Source organism: Amycolatopsis sp. NBC_00355 (assembly GCF_036104975.1).
In the GTDB taxonomy this organism is placed as follows: Bacteria; Actinomycetota; Actinomycetes; order Mycobacteriales; family Pseudonocardiaceae; genus Amycolatopsis.
The window spans coordinates 3943547-3961274 of the sequence record NZ_CP107982.1; the positions used below are offsets into that span (position 1 = coordinate 3943547).

General features: G+C 72.5%; 19 protein-coding genes. 11 read left to right on the forward strand and 8 right to left on the reverse strand.

Annotated elements, in window-relative coordinates; genetic code table 11:
• Window positions 1–49: 49 nt before the first annotated feature.
• Window positions 50–814, forward strand: a complete 765-nt coding sequence (locus OHS18_RS17200) for a DUF1206 domain-containing protein (RefSeq protein ID WP_328451406.1) — start codon at window positions 50–52, stop codon at window positions 812–814.
• A gap of 3 nt (window positions 815–817) precedes the next feature.
• On the opposite strand, the gene OHS18_RS17205 is transcribed toward OHS18_RS17200, so the two are convergent.
• The gene (locus tag OHS18_RS17205; RefSeq protein ID WP_328617718.1) at window positions 818–1270 is read right to left on the reverse strand and encodes a hypothetical protein; all 453 of its coding nucleotides are present in this window, start codon (window positions 1268–1270) and stop codon (window positions 818–820) included.
• Window positions 1271–1450: 180 nt separating this feature from the next.
• On the opposite strand from OHS18_RS17205, the gene OHS18_RS17210 reads away from it, so the two are divergent.
• On the forward strand, window positions 1451–2611 hold the full coding sequence (locus tag OHS18_RS17210; RefSeq protein ID WP_328451402.1) for a sensor histidine kinase: 1161 nt from the start codon (window positions 1451–1453) through the stop codon (window positions 2609–2611).
• A gap of 12 nt (window positions 2612–2623) precedes the next feature.
• The gene (locus OHS18_RS17215; RefSeq protein WP_328451400.1) at window positions 2624–3274 is read left to right on the forward strand and encodes a response regulator transcription factor; all 651 of its coding nucleotides are present in this window, start codon (window positions 2624–2626) and stop codon (window positions 3272–3274) included.
• Here OHS18_RS17215 and OHS18_RS17220 read toward each other — a convergent pair.
• Window positions 3155–3796: an RDD family protein gene (locus OHS18_RS17220; RefSeq protein ID WP_328451398.1), complete on the reverse strand. Its 642-nt coding sequence runs from the start codon at window positions 3794–3796 to the stop codon at window positions 3155–3157. The genes OHS18_RS17215 and OHS18_RS17220 overlap by 120 nt on opposite strands.
• 46 nt (window positions 3797–3842) lie before the next feature.
• On the reverse strand, window positions 3843–4733 hold the full coding sequence (locus tag OHS18_RS17225) for a LysR family transcriptional regulator (protein ID WP_328617719.1): 891 nt from the start codon (window positions 4731–4733) through the stop codon (window positions 3843–3845).
• 73 nt (window positions 4734–4806) lie between these two features.
• Between OHS18_RS17225 and dapA the strand changes: the two genes are divergently transcribed.
• Window positions 4807–5691, forward strand: coding sequence for a 4-hydroxy-tetrahydrodipicolinate synthase (dapA, locus tag OHS18_RS17230; protein WP_328617720.1), 885 nt, complete (start codon window positions 4807–4809; stop codon window positions 5689–5691).
• A gap of 3 nt (window positions 5692–5694) precedes the next feature.
• Here the strand turns inward: dapA and OHS18_RS17235 are convergent, their stop codons facing one another.
• Window positions 5695–7149, reverse strand: a complete 1455-nt coding sequence (locus OHS18_RS17235) for a glycoside hydrolase family 76 protein (protein ID WP_328451392.1) — start codon at window positions 7147–7149, stop codon at window positions 5695–5697.
• Window positions 7150–7310: 161 nt separating this feature from the next.
• A complete protein-coding gene (locus tag OHS18_RS17240) occupies window positions 7311–10043 on the reverse strand; it encodes a ricin-type beta-trefoil lectin domain protein (RefSeq protein ID WP_328617721.1) in 2733 nt (910 codons plus the stop codon).
• A gap of 141 nt (window positions 10044–10184) precedes the next feature.
• On the opposite strand from OHS18_RS17240, the gene OHS18_RS17245 reads away from it, so the two are divergent.
• Both OHS18_RS17245 and OHS18_RS17250 read left to right on the forward strand, forming a co-directional pair.
• The gene (locus tag OHS18_RS17245; RefSeq protein WP_328617722.1) at window positions 10185–10493 is read left to right on the forward strand and encodes a hypothetical protein; all 309 of its coding nucleotides are present in this window, start codon (window positions 10185–10187) and stop codon (window positions 10491–10493) included.
• Complete coding sequence (locus tag OHS18_RS17250; protein ID WP_328617723.1) at window positions 10490–10891, forward strand: hypothetical protein; 402 nt, start codon at window positions 10490–10492, stop codon at window positions 10889–10891. The genes OHS18_RS17245 and OHS18_RS17250 overlap by 4 nt, the downstream gene beginning before the upstream one ends.
• 1 nt (window position 10892) lies before the next feature.
• Here OHS18_RS17250 and OHS18_RS17255 read toward each other — a convergent pair whose 3' ends face one another.
• Entirely contained in the window at window positions 10893–12215 is a 1323-nt protein-coding gene (locus OHS18_RS17255; protein ID WP_328617724.1) for an alginate lyase family protein, read from the reverse strand.
• A gap of 133 nt (window positions 12216–12348) precedes the next feature.
• On the opposite strand from OHS18_RS17255, the gene OHS18_RS17260 reads away from it, so the two are divergent.
• The gene (locus tag OHS18_RS17260) at window positions 12349–13215 is read left to right on the forward strand and encodes a helix-turn-helix domain-containing protein (RefSeq protein WP_328617725.1); all 867 of its coding nucleotides are present in this window, start codon (window positions 12349–12351) and stop codon (window positions 13213–13215) included.
• A 72-nt stretch (window positions 13216–13287) separates the two neighbouring features.
• Window positions 13288–14205, forward strand: coding sequence for a hypothetical protein (locus OHS18_RS17265; RefSeq protein ID WP_328617726.1), 918 nt, complete (start codon window positions 13288–13290; stop codon window positions 14203–14205).
• Here OHS18_RS17265 and OHS18_RS17270 read toward each other — a convergent pair.
• A complete protein-coding gene (locus OHS18_RS17270; protein WP_328617727.1) occupies window positions 14191–14529 on the reverse strand; it encodes a hypothetical protein in 339 nt (112 codons plus the stop codon). The genes OHS18_RS17265 and OHS18_RS17270 overlap by 15 nt on opposite strands.
• A gap of 329 nt (window positions 14530–14858) precedes the next feature.
• On the reverse strand, window positions 14859–15677 hold the full coding sequence (locus OHS18_RS17275; RefSeq protein ID WP_328617728.1) for a LysR family transcriptional regulator: 819 nt from the start codon (window positions 15675–15677) through the stop codon (window positions 14859–14861).
• Window positions 15678–15786: 109 nt separating this feature from the next.
• On the opposite strand from OHS18_RS17275, the gene OHS18_RS17280 reads away from it, so the two are divergent.
• The 3 genes from OHS18_RS17280 to OHS18_RS17290 all read left to right on the forward strand — a co-directional run bounded on the left by OHS18_RS17280 (window position 15787) and on the right by OHS18_RS17290 (window position 17697).
• A complete protein-coding gene (locus tag OHS18_RS17280) occupies window positions 15787–16236 on the forward strand; it encodes a nuclear transport factor 2 family protein (protein WP_328617729.1) in 450 nt (149 codons plus the stop codon).
• Window positions 16233–17141: an NADP-dependent oxidoreductase gene (locus OHS18_RS17285; RefSeq protein WP_328617730.1), complete on the forward strand. Its 909-nt coding sequence runs from the start codon at window positions 16233–16235 to the stop codon at window positions 17139–17141. Before OHS18_RS17280 ends, OHS18_RS17285 begins: the two co-directional genes overlap by 4 nt.
• Before the next feature lie 94 nt (window positions 17142–17235).
• Complete coding sequence (locus OHS18_RS17290) at window positions 17236–17697, forward strand: peptidase inhibitor family I36 protein (RefSeq protein WP_328617731.1); 462 nt, start codon at window positions 17236–17238, stop codon at window positions 17695–17697.
• Window positions 17698–17728: the final 31 nt, after the last annotated feature.

Sequence of the window (17728 nt, forward strand, 5' to 3'; positions counted from 1 at the left end):
GACAAAAACGGTCCTGGCCAATCCGGCTCCGGGAGACGAGGATCGGCGAATGCCCGATTTCAAAGGTTTCACCCTGATCGCCCGGATCGGGCTCACGTGCTACGCGATCGTGCACCTCGTCGTGGCCTGGCTGGCCGCCCAGGTCGCCCTGGGCGACAACGAAAAGGCCGACAAGGCCGGCGCCCTCCAGCTCGTCGCCGAGGGTACCGGCGTCTGGCTGTTGTGGCTGGTCACCGCGGGCACGACCGTGCTTGCGCTCTGGCAGGTGACCGAGGTCCTCACCGGCCACCGGCACGCCCCGCCCCGCCGCCGCGTGCTGCGGCGGGTGACCAGCGGGATCGAGGTCGTGCTGTACGGCCTCGTCGCCTACAGCGCCGGCAAGACCGCCCTCGGGGCGCCGAGCCAGGGCAAGTCCCTGGTCGCCGGCCTGCTCGCGCAGCCGTGGGGCGCGGTCGTCGTGGTCGCGGCCGGGATCGCGGTGATCGGCGTCGCGGCCTTCCTCGTGCACCGGGGCGTCCGCAAGACGTTCCTGCGCGAGCTGGAGTTCGGCAAGGCACCCCGCACGGTCCGGCGCTCGACCGAGCGGCTGGGCCAGATCGGCTGGTGCGCCGTCGCGGTGGCCTACGCCGCGGTGGGCGTGATGTTCGTGCTGGCCGCCGTGAACTACGACCCGGCGAAGGCCGCCGGCCTGGACCCCGCGTTGAAGACGCTGGCCGTGCAGCCCTACGGGCAGCCACTGCTGCTCGTCCTCGCCGCGGGGATCGCCGCCTTCGGGGTGTTCGCGCTCTTCGACGCCCGGTTCCGGAAGATCTGACGCTCAGAAACCGGGGTGTTGCTGCTTGTTGACCACCCGCAGCACGAGCCACTGGTCGAACCAGGCCCCGGCGGTGGTCAGCACCAGCATGGTCAGCCCGAGGATCAGGTGCGTGTAGCTGTGCAACGGCGCCACGCGGTCGGTCAGCGCGGTCAGCCCCAGCTGGAGCAGCAGCCGCGCCGCGAACAGCAGCGCGACCAGGCCGAGCGCCTGCTTGCTGCGCCACACGGCCCGCAAGTACCGGCGGCGCCGGGAAAGCATCGTGAACCACAGGACGACGTGCACGGCCACCAGCACCAGCGGCAGCACTGCGACCCACGAATAGCGGTCCGCGAACTGCTGGGTCAGGTCGTTGCTGGCCACCAGCAGGCCGACCAGCAGGAAGTACCAGCCCGGTAAGCCGGTGATCTTCCCGTTCACGGGCCGCGGGCCGGGTACGAACGCGGTTTCCTGCATCGGATTCCCTCCGTCTCGCCTCGTCTTCCGTCCCGAGTCTGGTGGGGATCGGCGGGAAAGCGATCAGCCGGCGGTACGAGATCAGCCCGCCGTCTCGTACCTGGGGATGAGATCTCGTCGTGGCGAAGCGCGCCGTCTTCCGGTGAGGCACGATCGGGAGATGACTCCCGAGGGAAGCACGTGATCCTCCTGCCGGGCCGGCGCGGGCCGCTGGTGGCCGAGTCGGTCGTCCTCGGCGCGCTGGTGGTGCTCGACATGATCCTCGCCGTCCGGTCCGGGCCGGCGCAGGGTCAGCTCGCCACGATCGCGCTGGAGTTCACGCCCGGGCTCGGCCCGGTCGTCGCGGTGCTGGCCGTGCTGCGCCGGCGGTTCCCCGACCACACCGCCGCGCTGGCCGCCGCCGTGTGCGGGCTTTCCCTGCTGGGCACGGCGATCTCCGCCGGCATCGCCGCCGCCGGGGAACAGCTCCCGCCCCAGCCCAGCGTGGCCGAAGCCCTCGCCATCGCGCTCATGGTCGGGGCCTGCTGCCACCGGCTCGCCCCGAAGGCGGCTGTGACATTGGCAATCCTCGGCGGCGCCGCCACCACGCTCGCGCCGATCCTGCGCTACGGCGCCGAAACCCCGGCCGCGCTCTTCGCCGCCGGGGCCGCGCTGCTCTGGGGCGGCGCGCTGGCCGTCGGGCTGATCCTGCGCGACGCCGAGGTCCGGGGCCGCGCCGACGTCCTGGAAATCCGCACCACCGAACGACTTCGGCTGGCCCGCGAGCTGCACGACCTGGTCGCCCACCAGATCACCGGCATCGTCGTGCGCGTCCAGGCCGCGCACCGGGTCGCCGAACGCGGCGGCGGCGACACCGCGACGTTCGCCGAGCTCGAAACCGCCGGTGCGGCCGCGCTTTCCGCGATGCGCCGGCTCGTCGGCGCGCTGCGGACCGACGGCGAAGACCTCTTCGTCCCGCCCGCCGACCTCGCCACCGCCGTCGACCGCGCGGTGCCCGACGACACCCGCATCCACCTCGACGTCAGCGACGACCTCGCCGTCCTCCCGGTGACGCCCGAAGTCGTGACGACCACGCACCGGCTGCTCACCGAATCGCTCACCAACGTCCGCCGGCACGCGCCCGACGCCGCCGAGGTCCGGGTGCTCGTGCGCCACGAACCCCACGGTGAGCTGCGGGTCGAGGTCGTCAACGACGGCGCCGCGCGGCCCGCCCGCCGCGGCGGTTACGGCCTGCTCGGGATGGCCGAGCGGGTGGCGGCGGTGGGCGGTACGGTGCAGGCCGGACCGGCTGCCGGGCAGCGCTGGCGGGTGGCCGCGCGGCTGCCGCTCGACCCCGGCTGAGGAGGGAACCGCTTGCCCACCCGAGTGTTGATCGCCGACGACCAGGCGATGGTCCGCGCGGGATTCCGCCTGATCCTCGAAGGCGAACCGGACATCGAGGTCGTCGGGGAGGCCGCCGACGGCGAACAAGCCGTGCGCGCGGCCCGGGAACTGCGCCCGGACGTGACCCTGATGGACATCCGGATGCCCGGCGTCGACGGGCTGCGCGCGACGGAACTGCTCGCCGGCCCGGACGTGCCCGATCCGCTGCACGTCGTCATGGTCACGACGTTCGGCCTCGACGAGAACGTCCACGCGGCGTTGCGCGCCGGCGCGTGCGGCTTCCTGCTCAAGGACGCCGGGCCGAACCTGCTCATCGAAGCGGTGCACGCGGCCGCCCACGGCGAAGCGCTCGTGTCGCCGGCGATCACGACCCGGCTGCTGGCGCACTACTCGCGGCGCGATCCCCGGCGCGCCACCGCGCCCGAAAGCCCGCTGACGCCGCGCGAACTCGACGTCGTCCGCGCGATCGCCCGCGGCGCCACGAACGACGAGATCTGCCGCTCACTCGTGGTTTCGCTGCCCACCGTCAAGACGCACATCGGCGCGGCCAAGCGCAAGCTCGGGGCCCGCAACCGCACCGAGATAGCCATCTGGGCCTGGGAAAGCGGCCTCGTCCACTGAGTCGGCCTGGTCCACCGAGTCCGTTGAGTCCGTTGAGTCCACTGAGTCCGTTGAGCCGCGCTTGGGGACCCGGACGACGACCGTGCGCGCCACGACGTCGCCGAACCGCTGGCGGCGGCGGGTGAACAGCATCACCACGACCCCGGCGAGGCCCCAGGCGAAACCGTCGATGAGCATCAGCACCTGGCGCACCAGGAACAACCGCAGCGGCGGGTGCGAGCCGTCGAGCAGGACGACGCGCAGCCGCAGCCAGCGCATCGCCGGCGTCTGGCCGCCGTGCCGGTAGGGCCACCACGTCGTGACGAACCACAGCCCGACGAGATCCAGGGCCAGCATCGTGTAGACGACGACCTTGAGGAACGTCAGCAGCGGCACCAGGCCGCTCGGGTGGAACAGCAGCACCACCAGCACGGCGAGCAGCAGCATCGGCACGAACACGAGCATCTCGTCCAGGAAGAACTGCACGAGCCTGCGCCCGATGATGCCGGGCCCAGGGCGATCCTCGGGCGGGGAACCGGTCATGGACCCATGATGTCCGCCCCGGGGGCCCGGCGCGCGTCGAGTCACGTTACTTGTCCCTTGTGGACAGTTCCGCGAGCACGGCCCGGATCGCCGGGCTGGCGTCGGCGCTGTGCCGCCACGCCGCGTGGACCTCGCGTTTCGGGGGCCGGCGCAGCGGTCGCGAGACGAGCCCGTCCCCCAGCGGCGGGCGAGCCAGCCGGGGAATCAGCGCGAGGACGTCACCGGCGGCGGCGAGGGACAGCTGCGTGGCGAAATCGTCGACGAGGTGCCGCACGTCGGGGTCGCCGGGCACGAGCCGGCGGAACCACTGGTGGCACACGGTGCCGGGCGGGCTGGTCACCCACGCGTGCCCGGCGAGGTCGGCGTCGTCGAGCGTCCCTTCGAGCGTCGCGAGCGGGTGCGTTCCGCTCAGGACGACGTCGCCGACGTCGGTGTGCAGGTGCCGCCGGGTCAGGGACGGCGGCAGCGGGACGGGCAGGCCGTCGGCGTCGTGGATGAGGGCGAGGTCGGCGGTCCCGGCGTCGACGCTGTGCAGCGCTTCGCCGGGGTCCTGCTCGGTGATCCGGACGCGCAGGTCCGGGCAGCGCTCGGCCAGCCGCCGCAGGGCCGGTGCGAGCAGCCCGCGGATGCCGGTCGAGAAGGCGACCACGCGCAGCACGCCGCGGGGCGCGCCGCCGGAGACCGACTGGGCGGCCTCGGCGCAGCGTTCGAGGGCCTGGAACACCGCGGGCGCCGAGTCGACGAGCGCCTGCCCGGCCGGGGTGAGCACGACCCCGCGGCCGGCCGGGGCGAGCACCGGCACGCCGAGCTGCCGTTCCAGCCGCTTGAGCTGCTGCGACACGGCCGAGGCCGTGAAACCCAGCTCGTCGGCCGCGCGCGCGAGCGTCCCGAGTGCCGCCACCGACCGCAATGCCCGCAACGCCCCGACGTCGATCATGAAGCCACCCTACGCAATATGGGCAAGAAAGCATCGCTGGACCCCGGCATTCGGGCGCGGCAGGCTCGGATCCATGACGCCCTTCGGCACCAACCTCGTCGCCATGGTGACCCCGATGCACCCCGACGGCACGCTCAGTGAACCCGGGCTCGCCGGCCTGGTCGACCACCTGCTGGCCACCGGCTGCGACGGCCTCGTCGTCGGCGGGACCACCGGCGAGTCCCCCACCCTGACCGACGCCGAGGCGGCCGGGCTCGTCCGCGACGTCGCCGCCCGGTCGGCGGGCCGGGCCCGGGTGATCGCCGGGATCGGCACGTACGACACGGTCACCAGCGTCCGCCGCGCCCGCGAAGCCGAGGCCGCCGGCGCGGACGCGCTGCTGCTGGTCTGCCCGTACTACTCGCGGCCGACCCAGGCCGGGATCATCGCCCACTGCGCCGCGGTCGCCGACGCGACCCCGCTGCCGGTGATGCTCTACGACGTCCCCGCGCGCACCGGCGTCGCGCTGGAGGTGCCGACGTTGATCGAACTGGCCGGGCATCCCCGCATCCAGGCCGTGAAGGACGCGAAGGGCGACCTGTTCGAGGCGATGACGGTCATGTCCCGCACGTCGCTGGCCTACTACTGCGGCATCGACGAGCTGAACCTGCCGTACCTCGCTGCCGGCGCGGCGGGGGTGGTGAGCGTGGTGGGCAACGCGTTCGCGGACCGCAACGCGGCCCTGATCGACGCCGTCCTCCGCGGCGATCTGGAGTCGGCCCGGGCGATCCAGGGATCGCTGCTTCCGTTGGCGGAGGCCATCATGCGCACGTCCCAGGGGGCGATCATGGCGAAGGCCGCGCTGGCCGAACTCGGGATCATCCCGAGCCCGGCCGTGCGCTCGCCGTTGCTGGAGTCCCCGCTTTCGCACGTTCAGCGGCTGCGGGAAGCGCTGGCACCGCCGGTCTTGGCCGCCTGATCGTCAGGAGGCCGCGTTGAGCAGGTCCAGGGCGCTCTGCTGGCGGGCCGCGTCGATCTTGTCCAGGGGGCCGTACCAGCGCAGGCCATACTGGTCCAAGGCGTTGCGGTCCGCCGAATACGCCCGATCCGCCTGGCGGCGCAGGTAAGTCGTGTACGGGTGGTCGCTCAGCGCCGCGTTCAGCGCCGCCAGGCCGCGGGCGTCCGCGCCCTTGAAGGACGGGCCGTCGCCGCCGCAGTCGCCGTTTTCGCACGGGTCGCGCAGGATGCCGTCCGCGGTGTTGAGCGACGTCGACGTGATGTTGGCGTCGCCCAGCCGGCGGGCCGTCGTGAGGAGGCCCGCGTCGCCCGTCGCGCGGTTCAGCTCGGTCAGCGCGTTGATCAGCACGCCCTGGTTGTACGACCAGACCGTGCTGCCGTTGTTGCGGCAGCTGCCCAGGTCGATGCCGTCGTTGACCAGCGACGAGCCGTTCACCATGCCGGTGCCCTGAAACCACGTCCAGCCGCTCTTCGCCCGGTTCAAGTACGTGCTGTCGCCGGAGATCCGGTTGTGCAGCGCCGCGCTGAGCTGGATGTAGAGGGAGTTGGCGATCGCGTTCTTGTACGTCTTCGCCGTGCTCCACCAGACTCCGCCGCCGCACGTGCCGTCCCAGTAGGCCGCCATGTGGTCGGCGTCGGCGCGGGCGGTGTTCAGGTAGCGGCTGTCGCCGGTGACGTCGTAGGCCAGCACCCAGGCCAGGCCCCACCAGCCGGTGTCGTCGATGTACTCGTTGCGGAACTGCCCCTGCGCCGCATTGATGTTCTTGTCGTAGGTGCGCGCGATGGCGTAGCGGTAGCTGGGCATGCCGGTGACCTGGACGTTGCGGATCACCGCGGTGAGCGCGTTCGCCGAGTTCCACCAGCCGGTCGTGTCGAACAAGCCCGTGGAGTTGTTGTAGAACATCATCTCCGCGGTGGCCGCGGCCGTCCGGCGCTCGCCGGCGTTCCAGGTGGTCCGCGCCCACGTCGTGCACGCGATGTCCGCGCGGTCGACGGCTTTCCCGCACGCCCGCAGCGCGCCGACGCCGGTGTTGTTCCAGTCGTCCACGTTGTACATCAGGGTGCGCCAGCCGCGGTTGTTCGCGGGGACGGCGGTGGCTCCGAGCCGGCTGCCCGAGGCCCACGACCGGCCGCCGTCGAAGGAGCGGTCGAGCCACACCTCGTCACCGGGGCTGCCGTTCTCGATCGAGGCCCAGCCCATCGCGTCCGAGTCGTCGAAGTGCAGCGCGATCGTCCGCGAGAACAGCGTCGAGCTCACCGGACGGCGGTCGCCGGGCGAACTCGCCGGATCGGCGGCGTCACAGTACTTGTTGCAGATGGTGGCCAGCGCGGTCGACGGCGTGGCGGACGGGGGTGGCGTCGCGGCCGGGGCCACGAGCGCGGCGGCGGTGAGGGCAGCGGAAATCCAGATACCGGGCATGACGAACTCCTCGCTGAACACGGGATCCGCGTGAAGATCACTGAGAGCAGGGAGAACCCGCCCGGGCCCGGCGGTGAACCGGTTTCAGGTTGAGCCCCGAACCGGGGGACTGTCAACAGATTGTCCCGTTTTTGGTCCAGACAACTTTGCGGACACCCGGCTCAGCCGCGGGACCACCGCTGGCTGCCGGCGCCCGAGCACGCCGCGATGACGAGCGGGCTGCTCGACGCCGTCGCGCCGCCCGCGACGTCCAGGCACTTCCCCGAACCCGCGCCGACCACCGTGCCGTCGGAGCGGACCCGCCACTGCTGGCCGGGAACGCCCGTGCAGTCCCAGATCTGCACCGGGGTGGCGTCCGCGGTCCCGCCGCCGACGACGTCCAGGCACTTCGTGTCGAAGACCGTCAGCCGGCCGGTCGTGGTGGACGTCCAGGCCTGGTTGCCGCCGCCGTTGCAGTCCCACAGGGCCGGGCGGGTGCCGTTCGTCTGGTCCGCGGCGGGCACGTCGGCGCAGCGCCCCGACGCCTGCCCCTTGAGGACGCCGGTGCTCGCGCCGCGGTCCCAGCGCTGGTTGAGGCCGCCGTTGCAGGCCCAGGTGGTGAGCGCGGTGCCCGGCGACGTCCCGTGCGCGACGGCGTCCAGGCAGGTGCCGTTGCCGGTGTTCACCACGCTGCCGTCGGGGTCGAGCCGCCAGCTCTGGGCAGGCGTGCCCGCGCAGTCCTGGATGCGGACCGCGGTGCTGTCGGCCGCGTCGAGGCACTTGCCGCCGTAGACGGTCAGCTGCCCGGACGGGGTGGCCGTCCACTGCTGGTTCGCGCCGCCGTTGCAGTCCCACAGCGTGATGGCGGTGCCGTTGGCCTGGCTCAGCGCCGGGACGTCGGCGCAGAGCCCGGACTCCCGTCCTTTGAGGACACCGCCGAGGTTCCCGGGCGGCGCCGCGACCACGGAAAGGTTGTCGAACATCGTGGTCTGGTAGCCGGCGACGCCGAGGCCGACCTGGCCGGCGGTGAACGACGTGTCGGTGACCGCGCCGAGCCGGGCGCCGTCGAGGGTCGCGGTGACGCTGTTGCCGGAGAAGCCCAGCCCGAGCCGGTGCCAGGTGTTCAGCCCGGGCGCGGTCGCCGTGCCGGACGCCAGCGTCGTCAGGACGCCGCCGCTGCTGTTCTTCGCGATCGCCCACCGGCCCAGGTCGTCCAGGCGCAGCTGGTAGGCGGCCTGGCGGCTCTGCGGCCGAGTCTGGGTGTTGGCCCGGCCGAGCAGCGTGACCGTGCCGGCCTGCTGCAGATCGACGTCGACGCTGACGGTGTAGTCCCGCCAGGCCGGGTCGCCGAGCAGGCCGTAGGCGTCGCTGTCGTCCTGCCACTCGATCGGCTTCACCGGCGCGACCTGCTGCAGGCACTGGCCGGTCCGGCCCGCCGCGCACGGGCGAGCTTCGTAGGAGCCCTGCATGTCGGCGAAGTACTTCGCCTCGGCGCGGCTCGGGTAGGCGTCGAAGTTGTCGGAGTACGGCAGCGCCAGCGCGTGCTCGGCCGGGCCGGCGGCGGTGCCCTTGCCCTGGCCGGACGTCGTGGTGACGGAGTAGATCCGGCCGGGCTGCAGCGTCAGGGAGTACGCGCCGCCCTGCGGCGTGACGTCGGCCTGCCGCACCAAGGAGTCCGCACCGCCGAGGTCGGTCGACCAGACGTGCGCCGTCCCGGTGCCGAGCCCGCCGGAGACCTTGACGTTCACCGTCTGCGCGGCCGTGGCGCCGGTGGTCTCGTAGATCGTCGAGTAGTCCGTGCCCGTGGCGGATTTCAGGCTGACGTAGCTGCCGTTCGCCCGGTTGCCGCCGAGGTAGCCGCTCGCGCTGCCGGTGAGGAACTTCCAGCCGGGCTGGGTGAACTGCGTGACCTGCGCGGTGGCCCACAGGCTCTTGCCGAGCTGGTAGGACCCCGACCACGGCGACCCGGCCACCGCCAGCCCGACCGTGCTGTAGGGCAGGTTCGGGGTGATGGCGGCGAGCAGGGGCCAGTTCATGAACCCCGTCAGCTGCCCGTCGAGGTAGCCCCGGGTGATGCTGCGGATCAGCGGGACCGCGCCCGCGTTGTCGTCCTGTGAGCCGAACTCACTGGCCCACAAGGGTTTCCCGGTCGCCACGGCGTTGGCCGACGACGCGCACGACGTCGCGTCGGACAGGTAACCGCACGGGTAGTGCGAGCCGACGACGCCGACCGCGCGCCCGAACGCCGGATCGGCCAGCATGTCGTCCGCGGTGTTCCAGCCGGTGTCGTCACCGACGATCTGCACCGCGCCGTAACCGTGGGAATCCAGGGCGGCGCGCAGGTTCTTGTACCAGATCGTGTCGTGCCCGCGCTCGTTCCAGCCGCCGAGGTAGCCGATGGTCAGGCCGTGCTGCTTCGCGCAGCCGAGCCACGAGAGGTCGTAGTCGATCATGTCCTGCGACCAGAAGTTCCCGCCGCCGATCCAGCCCGGCGCGGCCCACGGCAGCGCGACCAGCTTGATCCCGGGGTTGCGGGCGACGGCCTGCTCCCCCAGCCAGAACTCGTAGCCGACGTCGCAGTTCACCTCGCCGCGCACGTGCTCGTGACTGGGTTCGGCGCCGTCGGTGGAGTTCGCGTCGCCGCCGATCTCCAGCTTCAGCAGCTGCACCGCGGCGCCGTACCCGGGCTTGAACAGGTAGTCGAGGATCTGCGCGCGCTGGGCGGGCGGGTAGTCGACGAGCAGCCGCGAGTTCCCGCCGCCGCCGCTGATCGCCCCGGCGCCGTCGAAGGTCCTCCCCTGCGCGGCGCCGTTCACCGCGATGTCGGTGGTCACCGCCGACGCCGCCGTGGCCGGGACGACCAGCGCGGCGAGGACGAGGAACGGGACGACGAGCAAGCGGGCGACCCGGGCCATGAAGTGCTCCTCCAGCCGAAGCCAGGCACCCCGCGACCGGGGCGCCGCACCTCAGGGAAGCGGCTCGGGGCAAGGAAAGTCAACGGACGGAAGTCGCGCGCGGCGAGATCAGTCCGATTCCTGTCCGGTTACCCTGGCCCGGTGACGACCATGGAACCGGCCCGCTTCACGATCCACGACGGCGCCGAAGCGGCGCTGCCGGCGGAACGCCCGGCGACGGTGGTCGCGCTGCGCCGCCGACTCCCGGGCGGCCTCGCCGCGTACCTGACCCGGGAGGACGACGGCGGCCGGCTCGACGTCATCCTGGGGCGCAGCCGCGCCGACGCGGAGGAAGCGGCCCGGACCATCGGCTCGGTGCCGGAGTGCGCGGCGTGGTTCCGCGACCTCGCGGGCTCGGGCGGGCCGCGGCACGTCGAGGTCGTCGACGCCTGGCCGGGCGAGGCGGGATGACCCGCTTCGGCATCGACGCCCTGACCGCGCTGCGCCTGGCCGAAGACCGGGTGGCGGTGGCCCCGGAACACCGGCTCGTCGCCCCGAGCGTGCTGCGGTCGCACGCGATGGCGCACCTCTACGAGAGCGTCCGCCGGGGCGAACGCACCGAGAAAGACGGCTTGGCCCTGCTGGAACGCCTGGCGGGCCTGAAGATCCGGCTGCTCGGCGACCGTGTCTCGCGCTCGACGGCGTGGCAGATCGCCGCGCGGCTCGACTGGCCCGGCATCGGGATGGCCGAGTACCTGGCCGTCGCGAAGCTGCAGGCCGACCGGTTCGTCACCCTCGACCCGGCGCTCGCCGCGGTGGCGGACGAGTTCGTCCCCACCGCGGCGATCACCGAGCTGCTTCCCCGGTGACTCAGCCGGTCGTCGAGATGTCGTCGAGCTGCTCGGCCGCCGGCCGGACCGGGTAGAGGTCGCCGCCCGGCGGCGCCGGGACCCGCGGGAGCGCGGCCCGGGCCAGGCGGTCACCGGCGTCCGCGGCGGCGTGGACGCTGTCCAGGGCCGCGTACTGGGTGAAGTTCAGGTCCGGGTAGTGCCACTGCCCGGCGCCGCCGGTGGCCGCCGGGAGCAGGAAGTCGACAGCCTTGGTGATGCCGGCGCCCTGCGGGTTCCGGTAGCCCCACAGGTCGACGCCGGCGTGGCTGCCGATCTGCGCGAGCCGGGTCAGCGCGACCAGGTTGAACGTCGAGTAGTGGAACGTGCGGGTGCGCGCCACCTCCTCCGGCTGGCTGCCGTCGGCGGCGATCCGGTGGTCGATCCGGCCCGCCTTGGCCTTCTCGAGGATGTCCTCGGTGACGCCGCTCTGCCCGGTGTAGAGCGCGATCCCGGCGGTCAGCACGTCCATGAACGTGCCGTGGTTGTTCTGGGCCGCGGCCTCGTCCTGGCCGTACTTGCTGGTGCGCAGCCAGGTCAGGAAGTCACCCGACCAGCCCTTGAACGCGCTTTCGTCGGCCTTCGACCAGCCCGGCGCGCCGGTGCTCAGGATCGCGGCGGCGTCGAGCACCTGGGTGAAGGTGTAGGAGAACTCGATGATGCCGATCCCGCGGCCGTCGTTCTTGCACGGGATGCCCTGCGCGAAGTTCAGGTTCGGGTTCATCTTCGTGGCGGCGTCGAGGAACCAGGTACGCAGGTCGAGCGCCGCGCGCCGCGCGTAGTCGGCTTTGCCGGTGTAGTACCAGGCCAGCGACAGCCGGTAGATCGAGCTGAACGCCTTGAGCCGCTCGGCCTTGTCGGACACGGCCGTGGTCTCGGGGTTGAGCACGCCGTCCCGCTGGACGTACGGGCAGCCGAGCGGGTTCGCCGCGGTCTTAGGCTGGCTGGGCCACCAGTACGGCGCGAGGCTCAGGTAGTCGTGCTTGTCGCCACTGGGCGGCACCCGCTCCTTGTCGGCGACGGTCCACGGGCCGTCCTCGACCGCGACGTCGGCCTGCTCGACGAGGTTCCCGAGCGACGTCTTGACGGTCTTGTCCCCGAGCAGCAGGGCGAGTTTGTTCAGCAGGAGCCGGTTCCCGTCGAGCACGACGGTCTTGGGCGGGCAAAGCCGTTCGATCCCGGGCAGCGAGCACAGCCCCGCCGTCGTGGCCGGGCCGGCCGACGCGACTCCGGACAGCGACCCGCCGAGGGTCGCCGTCACCACGGCCAGGACACCGAGGCGGCGAAGGTTTCCGAGTGGCAACACTGCTACTCCGTTCACGTACATGAACCAGTGACATAAGTGTGATGCTTGATTGGATACCTGAACGCCGGGCGATGCACAAGGGTCCCCGTGCCAGGGTGTGGCTCGGGTTCGCCCCAGGCTCGACACTGGAGCCATGGACGGACGACGGCAGCTCGGTGAGTTCCTGCAGACCCGGCGCGCCCGGCTGCGGCCCGAGGACGTCGGGCTGGCCGAGCACGGCGACCGGCGGCGGGTGCCGGGCCTGCGCCGGGAGGAGCTCGCGCTGCTGGCCGGCGTGAGCGCGTCGTACTACGCGCGGCTCGAGCAGGGCTACTCCCTCAACGCCTCCGCCGAGGTGCTCGACGCGATCGCCGGGGCGCTCGCGCTGGACGACACCGAACGCCGGCACCTGCACAACCTGGCCGGGCCCCGTCGCCGGGCGGGGAGCCGCCGGCCGGCGCCCGAGCGGCTCACCCCGGCGACGCGCCAGCTGATGGCCGCGCTCGGGGACGTGCCGGTCGTCGTGCTCGGCCGGCGCGGCGACGTCCTCGCCTGGACCCGGACCGGGCACGCGCTCCACGCCGGGCACCTCGGATTCGGCTCGCCGGAGGACAAGGGCGCGCGCCCCAACATGACGCGGCTGGTGTTCACCGACGCGCACACCCGCGAGCTGTACCCCGGCTGGGCAGCGAAGGCCCGCGACGTCGTCGGCAACCTGCGGCTGGCGGCCGGGCAGCACCCCGACGACCCGCTGCTGGCGTCGCTGATCGGCGAGCTGTCGATGAAGAGCCCGGAGTTCGCCGCGCTGTGGTCGGACCACCGCGTACGCGCCTGCGACGTCGGCGTCTACGAGATGCACCACGCGATCGTGGGCGCCATGACGCTCACCCAGCAGACCCTGCACACCGAGCAGGGGCAGCGGATCGTGGTCGCCACGGCGGAGCCGGATTCGGCGTCGGCGCACGCGCTGCAGCTGCTCGCCCAGGACGTCACAGCCGAGGTCGCCCCCGTCCGGCCCTGACATTTTTTCCTCGCACCGCACGGTTTTCACCCACCGCGCGTTCCTCGAACGCGCCGGAAAAACGAAGGAACCATGAAGAAGACGCTCTTGACCCTCACCCTTTTGGCGACCGTCGCCACCGCCACACCGGCCTCGGCGGCGTCGCGCGACGTGGTGCACTTCGACCTGACGGCCGGGCAGCAGCCGGAGAACGTCGCCCTGGAACCCGACGGGTCCGCCGACGTCACCTTCGCCGGCGCGCGTCAGGTCGCCCGCGTGGACCGGGCGGGCCGGACGCGGATCCTGGCGACGCTGCCCGCTCCGGCCGGCGGCGGCGGGGCTCCGGCCCTGGGTTTCCCGCTGACGACCGGCATCGTCCGGACGGCCGACGGGACCCTGTATGTGTTGTACGCGACCGGAACCGACGACCTGACGGGGCTGTGGCGGCTGCGCCCGGGCGGCACGCCCGAGCGGATCGCCGCGCTGCCCGGGACCGGCCTGCCGAACGGGCTGGCGTTCGACGGGCACCGCTTCTTCGTCACCGATTCGGTGCTCGGTACCGTGTGGACGGTCCCCTTCGTCGGCGGGACAGCGAAATCCTGGTCCACCGCGGCGGAGCTCGCCCCGAACGGCTTCCTCGGCGCGAACGGCGCCAAGCTCCACGACGGCGCCCTCTGGGTGACCAACCTCGATCGCGGCACCGTGCTCCGCATCCCGATCCTGCCGAACGGCCGGGCGGGCACCCCGCGGATCAAGGCGACGGACGTCGCGGGCATCGACGACTTCACGTTCACCGGCCGCGGCGACGAGATCCTCGCCGCGCTCGACAGCCCGAACAAGGTCGTCCGGATCAGCGCGGACGGAACGGCGTCGACGGTGCTGGACGCCGCCGACGGCCTGCAGAACCCGACGTCGATCGCGGTGCGGGGCAGTGAAGTTTACGTGCTGAGCGCGGCGTACCTGACGCGGGAGGACCCGAACCTGCTGCGGGCCACGCTACCCCGCTGCTGAGCCGCGCCGGTGTTCCCGGCCGTCGTCGAAGTACGCGTCCAGGTACTCCGACGGCGGCAGGGAACTGTCCCGCAGCAACGAAAACACCTCGGCGCCCGGCCGGAGCTCGCCGCGTTCCCGCAGCGCGTACGCCTGGGCGAACTGCAGGTAGGTGACGTCGGCCGCCGCGGCGTACTCGCGGGCTTCCCGCTCGGCCAGCCCGATGGCGGCGTCGAGACTTCCGGCCCGCCACAACGTGATCCGCTCCTCGAACGGCGTGCCGTGGGAGCCGTCCCACCGGAAAACGCAACGCACGGCGTACCACTCGTCTTCGGGTGTGGGCATCCGCGGAAACTACCACTACGCGATCGCCGCCATGGCAAGCCTGCGCGCCGCGACGTCCTTTGCCGTGCGCTCGAACGCCTTCACCTCCGCACCCACCTCCCCCGCCAGGCGAGCCAGCACCACCCGGGTCGGCGGGCAACCCCGCCACCAAGCACACAAACCCCAACCGGCTACGCGATCGCCGCCACGGCAAGCCTGCGCGCCGCAACATCCCTCGCCGTACGCTCGAACGCCTTCACCTCCGCGCCCACCTCACCCGCCAAGCGAGCCAACACCACCCAGGTCGGCGGGCAACCCGCCACAACACCAAGCACACAAACCCCAACCGGCTAAGCGATCGCCGCCATGGCAAGCCTTCGGGCCGCAACATCCCTCGCCGTACGCTCGAACGCCTTCACCTCCGCGCCCACCTCCCCCGCCAAGCGAGCCAACACCACCCGGGTCGGCGGGCAGTCCGCCACCGGCACTCCCACGACAGCGTCACCGGCCCGGCTCACCGCGCCGTGGCCGACGACCGCCAGCAGCTGGCCGACCGCTACCCGGTCCACGATCTCGTCCAGGGGCAGCTGCGGGCACTCCGTCCGGAACGCGTCTTCGCGGCGGAGGTCGGCGATCGAGACCGCCGGGCGGGCGGCGAACGGGTGCGACACCGGGACCAGGGCCACTGGCAGCTCTTCGGCGACGTCCGTGGTGACGAACCCGGCGAGGTCGTTGCTCGCGCAGAGCAGGGCGACGTCGGCGGCGCCGCCGCGGAGCGCGCCGACCTGGTCGGTGGTGAACAGCAGCTCCACCGGGTACGCGCGGGCGAACGCCTCGACCAGCTCGGCCAGCACGCCGGCGGCGGTGCCCGAGCGCACCGCGACCGTCAGCGGCGATGAGCGTCCCGCCCGCCGGGCGCGGCGGGCCGCGCGGTCCACCGCGGCGAGGGCCGATCGGCTGTCGGCCAGGAAGACGCGGCCGGCGTCGGTGAGCGACACGCGGCGGCTCGTCCGGTCGAACAACCGCACGCCCAGGCGCCGTTCCAGCCGGGCGATCGCCCGCGACAACGGCGGGGCCGCGATCCCGAGCCGCTCGGCCGCGCGGCCGAAGTGCAGCTCCTCGGCGACCGTCACGAAGTAGGCGAGCTCGCGGGTCTCCAGTCGATCCATACCTCCATTCATACCCGCAAGGTAATGATCGGCGGCCCGGACGGCATCGTTCCGCCGGTCACGGCGCGGTTGGCTGGAAGCACAGCCACCACCGACGAAAGGTCACCCCGTGTCCGACGAACGCGCGGTCCAGGAAGTCCTGGCCCGCTACGTCCGCGCCACCGACCGGCGCGACGGCGCCGCCCAAGGCGCCCTGTTCACCGACGACGCCGTCGTCCGGATCTTCCAGAAGGCCGGCCCCGACCGGTACGAGCCGGTCGGCGAGCCGCTGACCGGCGGCGCCGGTGTGCAGTACGCCGTCGAGAACTTCATGGCCCCGCACCCCGAAGGCGGGTCCAGCCACCACGTCACCGCCGATCACCTGATCACCGTCGACGGCGACACCGCCCACCTCAACGCCCAGTTCGTCGTCTTCGAGGTCCGGACCACGCCCGGACGCTCGATCCAGGCCGTCGAGTCCGGGTACTACGACACCGAACTGCGGCGCGTCGACGGCGAGTGGAAGATCGTCCGGCACCACGCGCTGGGCGACCTGCCGATGCGGGTCGTGCAGCCGTGAAAGCCGTTGTCCACCACCGGTACGGCGGCCCCGAGGTGCTGGAGATCGCCGAGCTGCCCGAGCCCGTGGTCGACCTCGACGGCGTGCTCGTGCGGGTGCGGGCCGCCGCGCTCAACCCGGCCGACCTCGGCGTCCGATCAGGAGCGCTGGCCGGGTTCCGCGCGTCCTACTTCCCGGTCGTGCCCGGCTGGGACGTCGCCGGGGTGGTCAAGCGCGCCGGCCCCGCCGCGCCCGAGTTCGGCCCCGGCGACGAGGTGATCGGCTACGTCCGCGGCGAGGTCGAACACCGCAACGGCGCCTACGCGGAGCTGGTCGCCGCCGACGTCCGGACGCTGGTCCGCAAGCCCGCCGCGGTGCCCTGGCCCGAGGCGGCGGGCCTGCCCCTGGCCGGACTGACCGCACTCCAGGCCGTCAACACGCTCGCCCCGAAGCCCGGCGAAACGCTGCTGGTGCACGCGGCCGCGGGCGGCGTCGGCTCGCTGGCCGCACAGATCGCCGTCAGCCGCGGCGTCCGGGTGCTGGGCACGGCGTCCGAAGCCAACCACGGCTACCTGCGTTCCCTGGGCGTGGAGCCGATCCGCTACGGCGAAGGTCTCGCCGAGCGCGTCCACGCCCTCGCCTCCGACGGCATCGACGCCGTCCTGGACACGGCCGGCCGCGGAACGCTGAGGGCGACTCCGGGCCTCGGCACGCGGGTCGCGTCGGTCGCCGAGTTCGACCTCCCGGGTGTGACGCCGGTGTTCGCCCGCCTCGTCCCCGCCGACCTGCGCACGGTCGCCGCCCTGGCGGAGGCGGGGACGCTCCGGGTGCGGGTGGCGCGGACGTTCCCGCTGGAGGAAGCCGCGACGGCCCAACAGATGCTGGCGGAGGGACACGCACCGGGCCGGATCGTCCTGGTCCCCTGACGTTGCTCCACCCGGGTTCTCTTCGCGGTCCGGCCTCAACCCGGGTCCAGTTCGGGCGTGGAAGCGGTGCAGGACCACGAACGAGGGAGAACCCATGATGTCGAAGGTGCGGAAAATCGCGATCGGTGCCGTCCTGGCCGCGGCCGGGCTCATCGCGGCCCCGGCCGCCCAGGCGGCGACCGTGAGCCCGGCGGCGAGCGCCGCCTGCCCGAGCGCCTATTTCTGCTTCTACTTCAACAGCGGCAACGCCGGCGCTCACGGCGACTACTTCCATTCGGACGGCAACCTCGGCGACGAGCTGTTCAACAAGGTCGGCACCACCAGCAACGGCTTGGGCGTCCAGGTGAAGAACCACGCCGCGTCGGTGACCAACAACTGGTCCTACACGGCGACGGTCTACTACAACAGCGGCTGCAACGGCAGTGTCGCGTCGCAGTCGTTCGCCCCGTACTCCTCCGGAAACTTCAACGCCACCATGAAGAACCAGAACGCGAGCTTCAGGTGGCCGGGGAGTGCCGGAGCGTCCTCCGACTGTGCGAACCGCGATCAGTTCTAGCCGCACCGGCCGGGACCGCGCCGCACCGGCG

Coding starts and splice junctions, on each gene's coding strand:
- OHS18_RS17200 (WP_328451406.1), top strand. CDS start 50: ATGCCCGATTTCAAAGGTTTCACCCTGATCGCCCGGATCGGGCTCACG.
- OHS18_RS17205 (WP_328617718.1), bottom strand. CDS start 1,270: ATGCAGGAAACCGCGTTCGTACCCGGCCCGCGGCCCGTGAACGGGAAG.
- OHS18_RS17220 (WP_328451398.1), bottom strand. CDS start 3,796: ATGACCGGTTCCCCGCCCGAGGATCGCCCTGGGCCCGGCATCATCGGG.
- OHS18_RS17225 (WP_328617719.1), bottom strand. CDS start 4,733: ATGATCGACGTCGGGGCGTTGCGGGCATTGCGGTCGGTGGCGGCACTC.
- dapA (WP_328617720.1), top strand. CDS start 4,807: ATGACGCCCTTCGGCACCAACCTCGTCGCCATGGTGACCCCGATGCAC.
- OHS18_RS17235 (WP_328451392.1), bottom strand. CDS start 7,149: ATGCCCGGTATCTGGATTTCCGCTGCCCTCACCGCCGCCGCGCTCGTG.
- OHS18_RS17240 (WP_328617721.1), bottom strand. CDS start 10,043: ATGGCCCGGGTCGCCCGCTTGCTCGTCGTCCCGTTCCTCGTCCTCGCC.
- OHS18_RS17250 (WP_328617723.1), top strand. CDS start 10,490: ATGACCCGCTTCGGCATCGACGCCCTGACCGCGCTGCGCCTGGCCGAA.
- OHS18_RS17260 (WP_328617725.1), top strand. CDS start 12,349: ATGGACGGACGACGGCAGCTCGGTGAGTTCCTGCAGACCCGGCGCGCC.
- OHS18_RS17265 (WP_328617726.1), top strand. CDS start 13,288: ATGAAGAAGACGCTCTTGACCCTCACCCTTTTGGCGACCGTCGCCACC.
- OHS18_RS17270 (WP_328617727.1), bottom strand. CDS start 14,529: ATGCCCACACCCGAAGACGAGTGGTACGCCGTGCGTTGCGTTTTCCGG.
- OHS18_RS17275 (WP_328617728.1), bottom strand. CDS start 15,677: ATGGATCGACTGGAGACCCGCGAGCTCGCCTACTTCGTGACGGTCGCC.
- OHS18_RS17290 (WP_328617731.1), top strand. CDS start 17,236: ATGATGTCGAAGGTGCGGAAAATCGCGATCGGTGCCGTCCTGGCCGCG.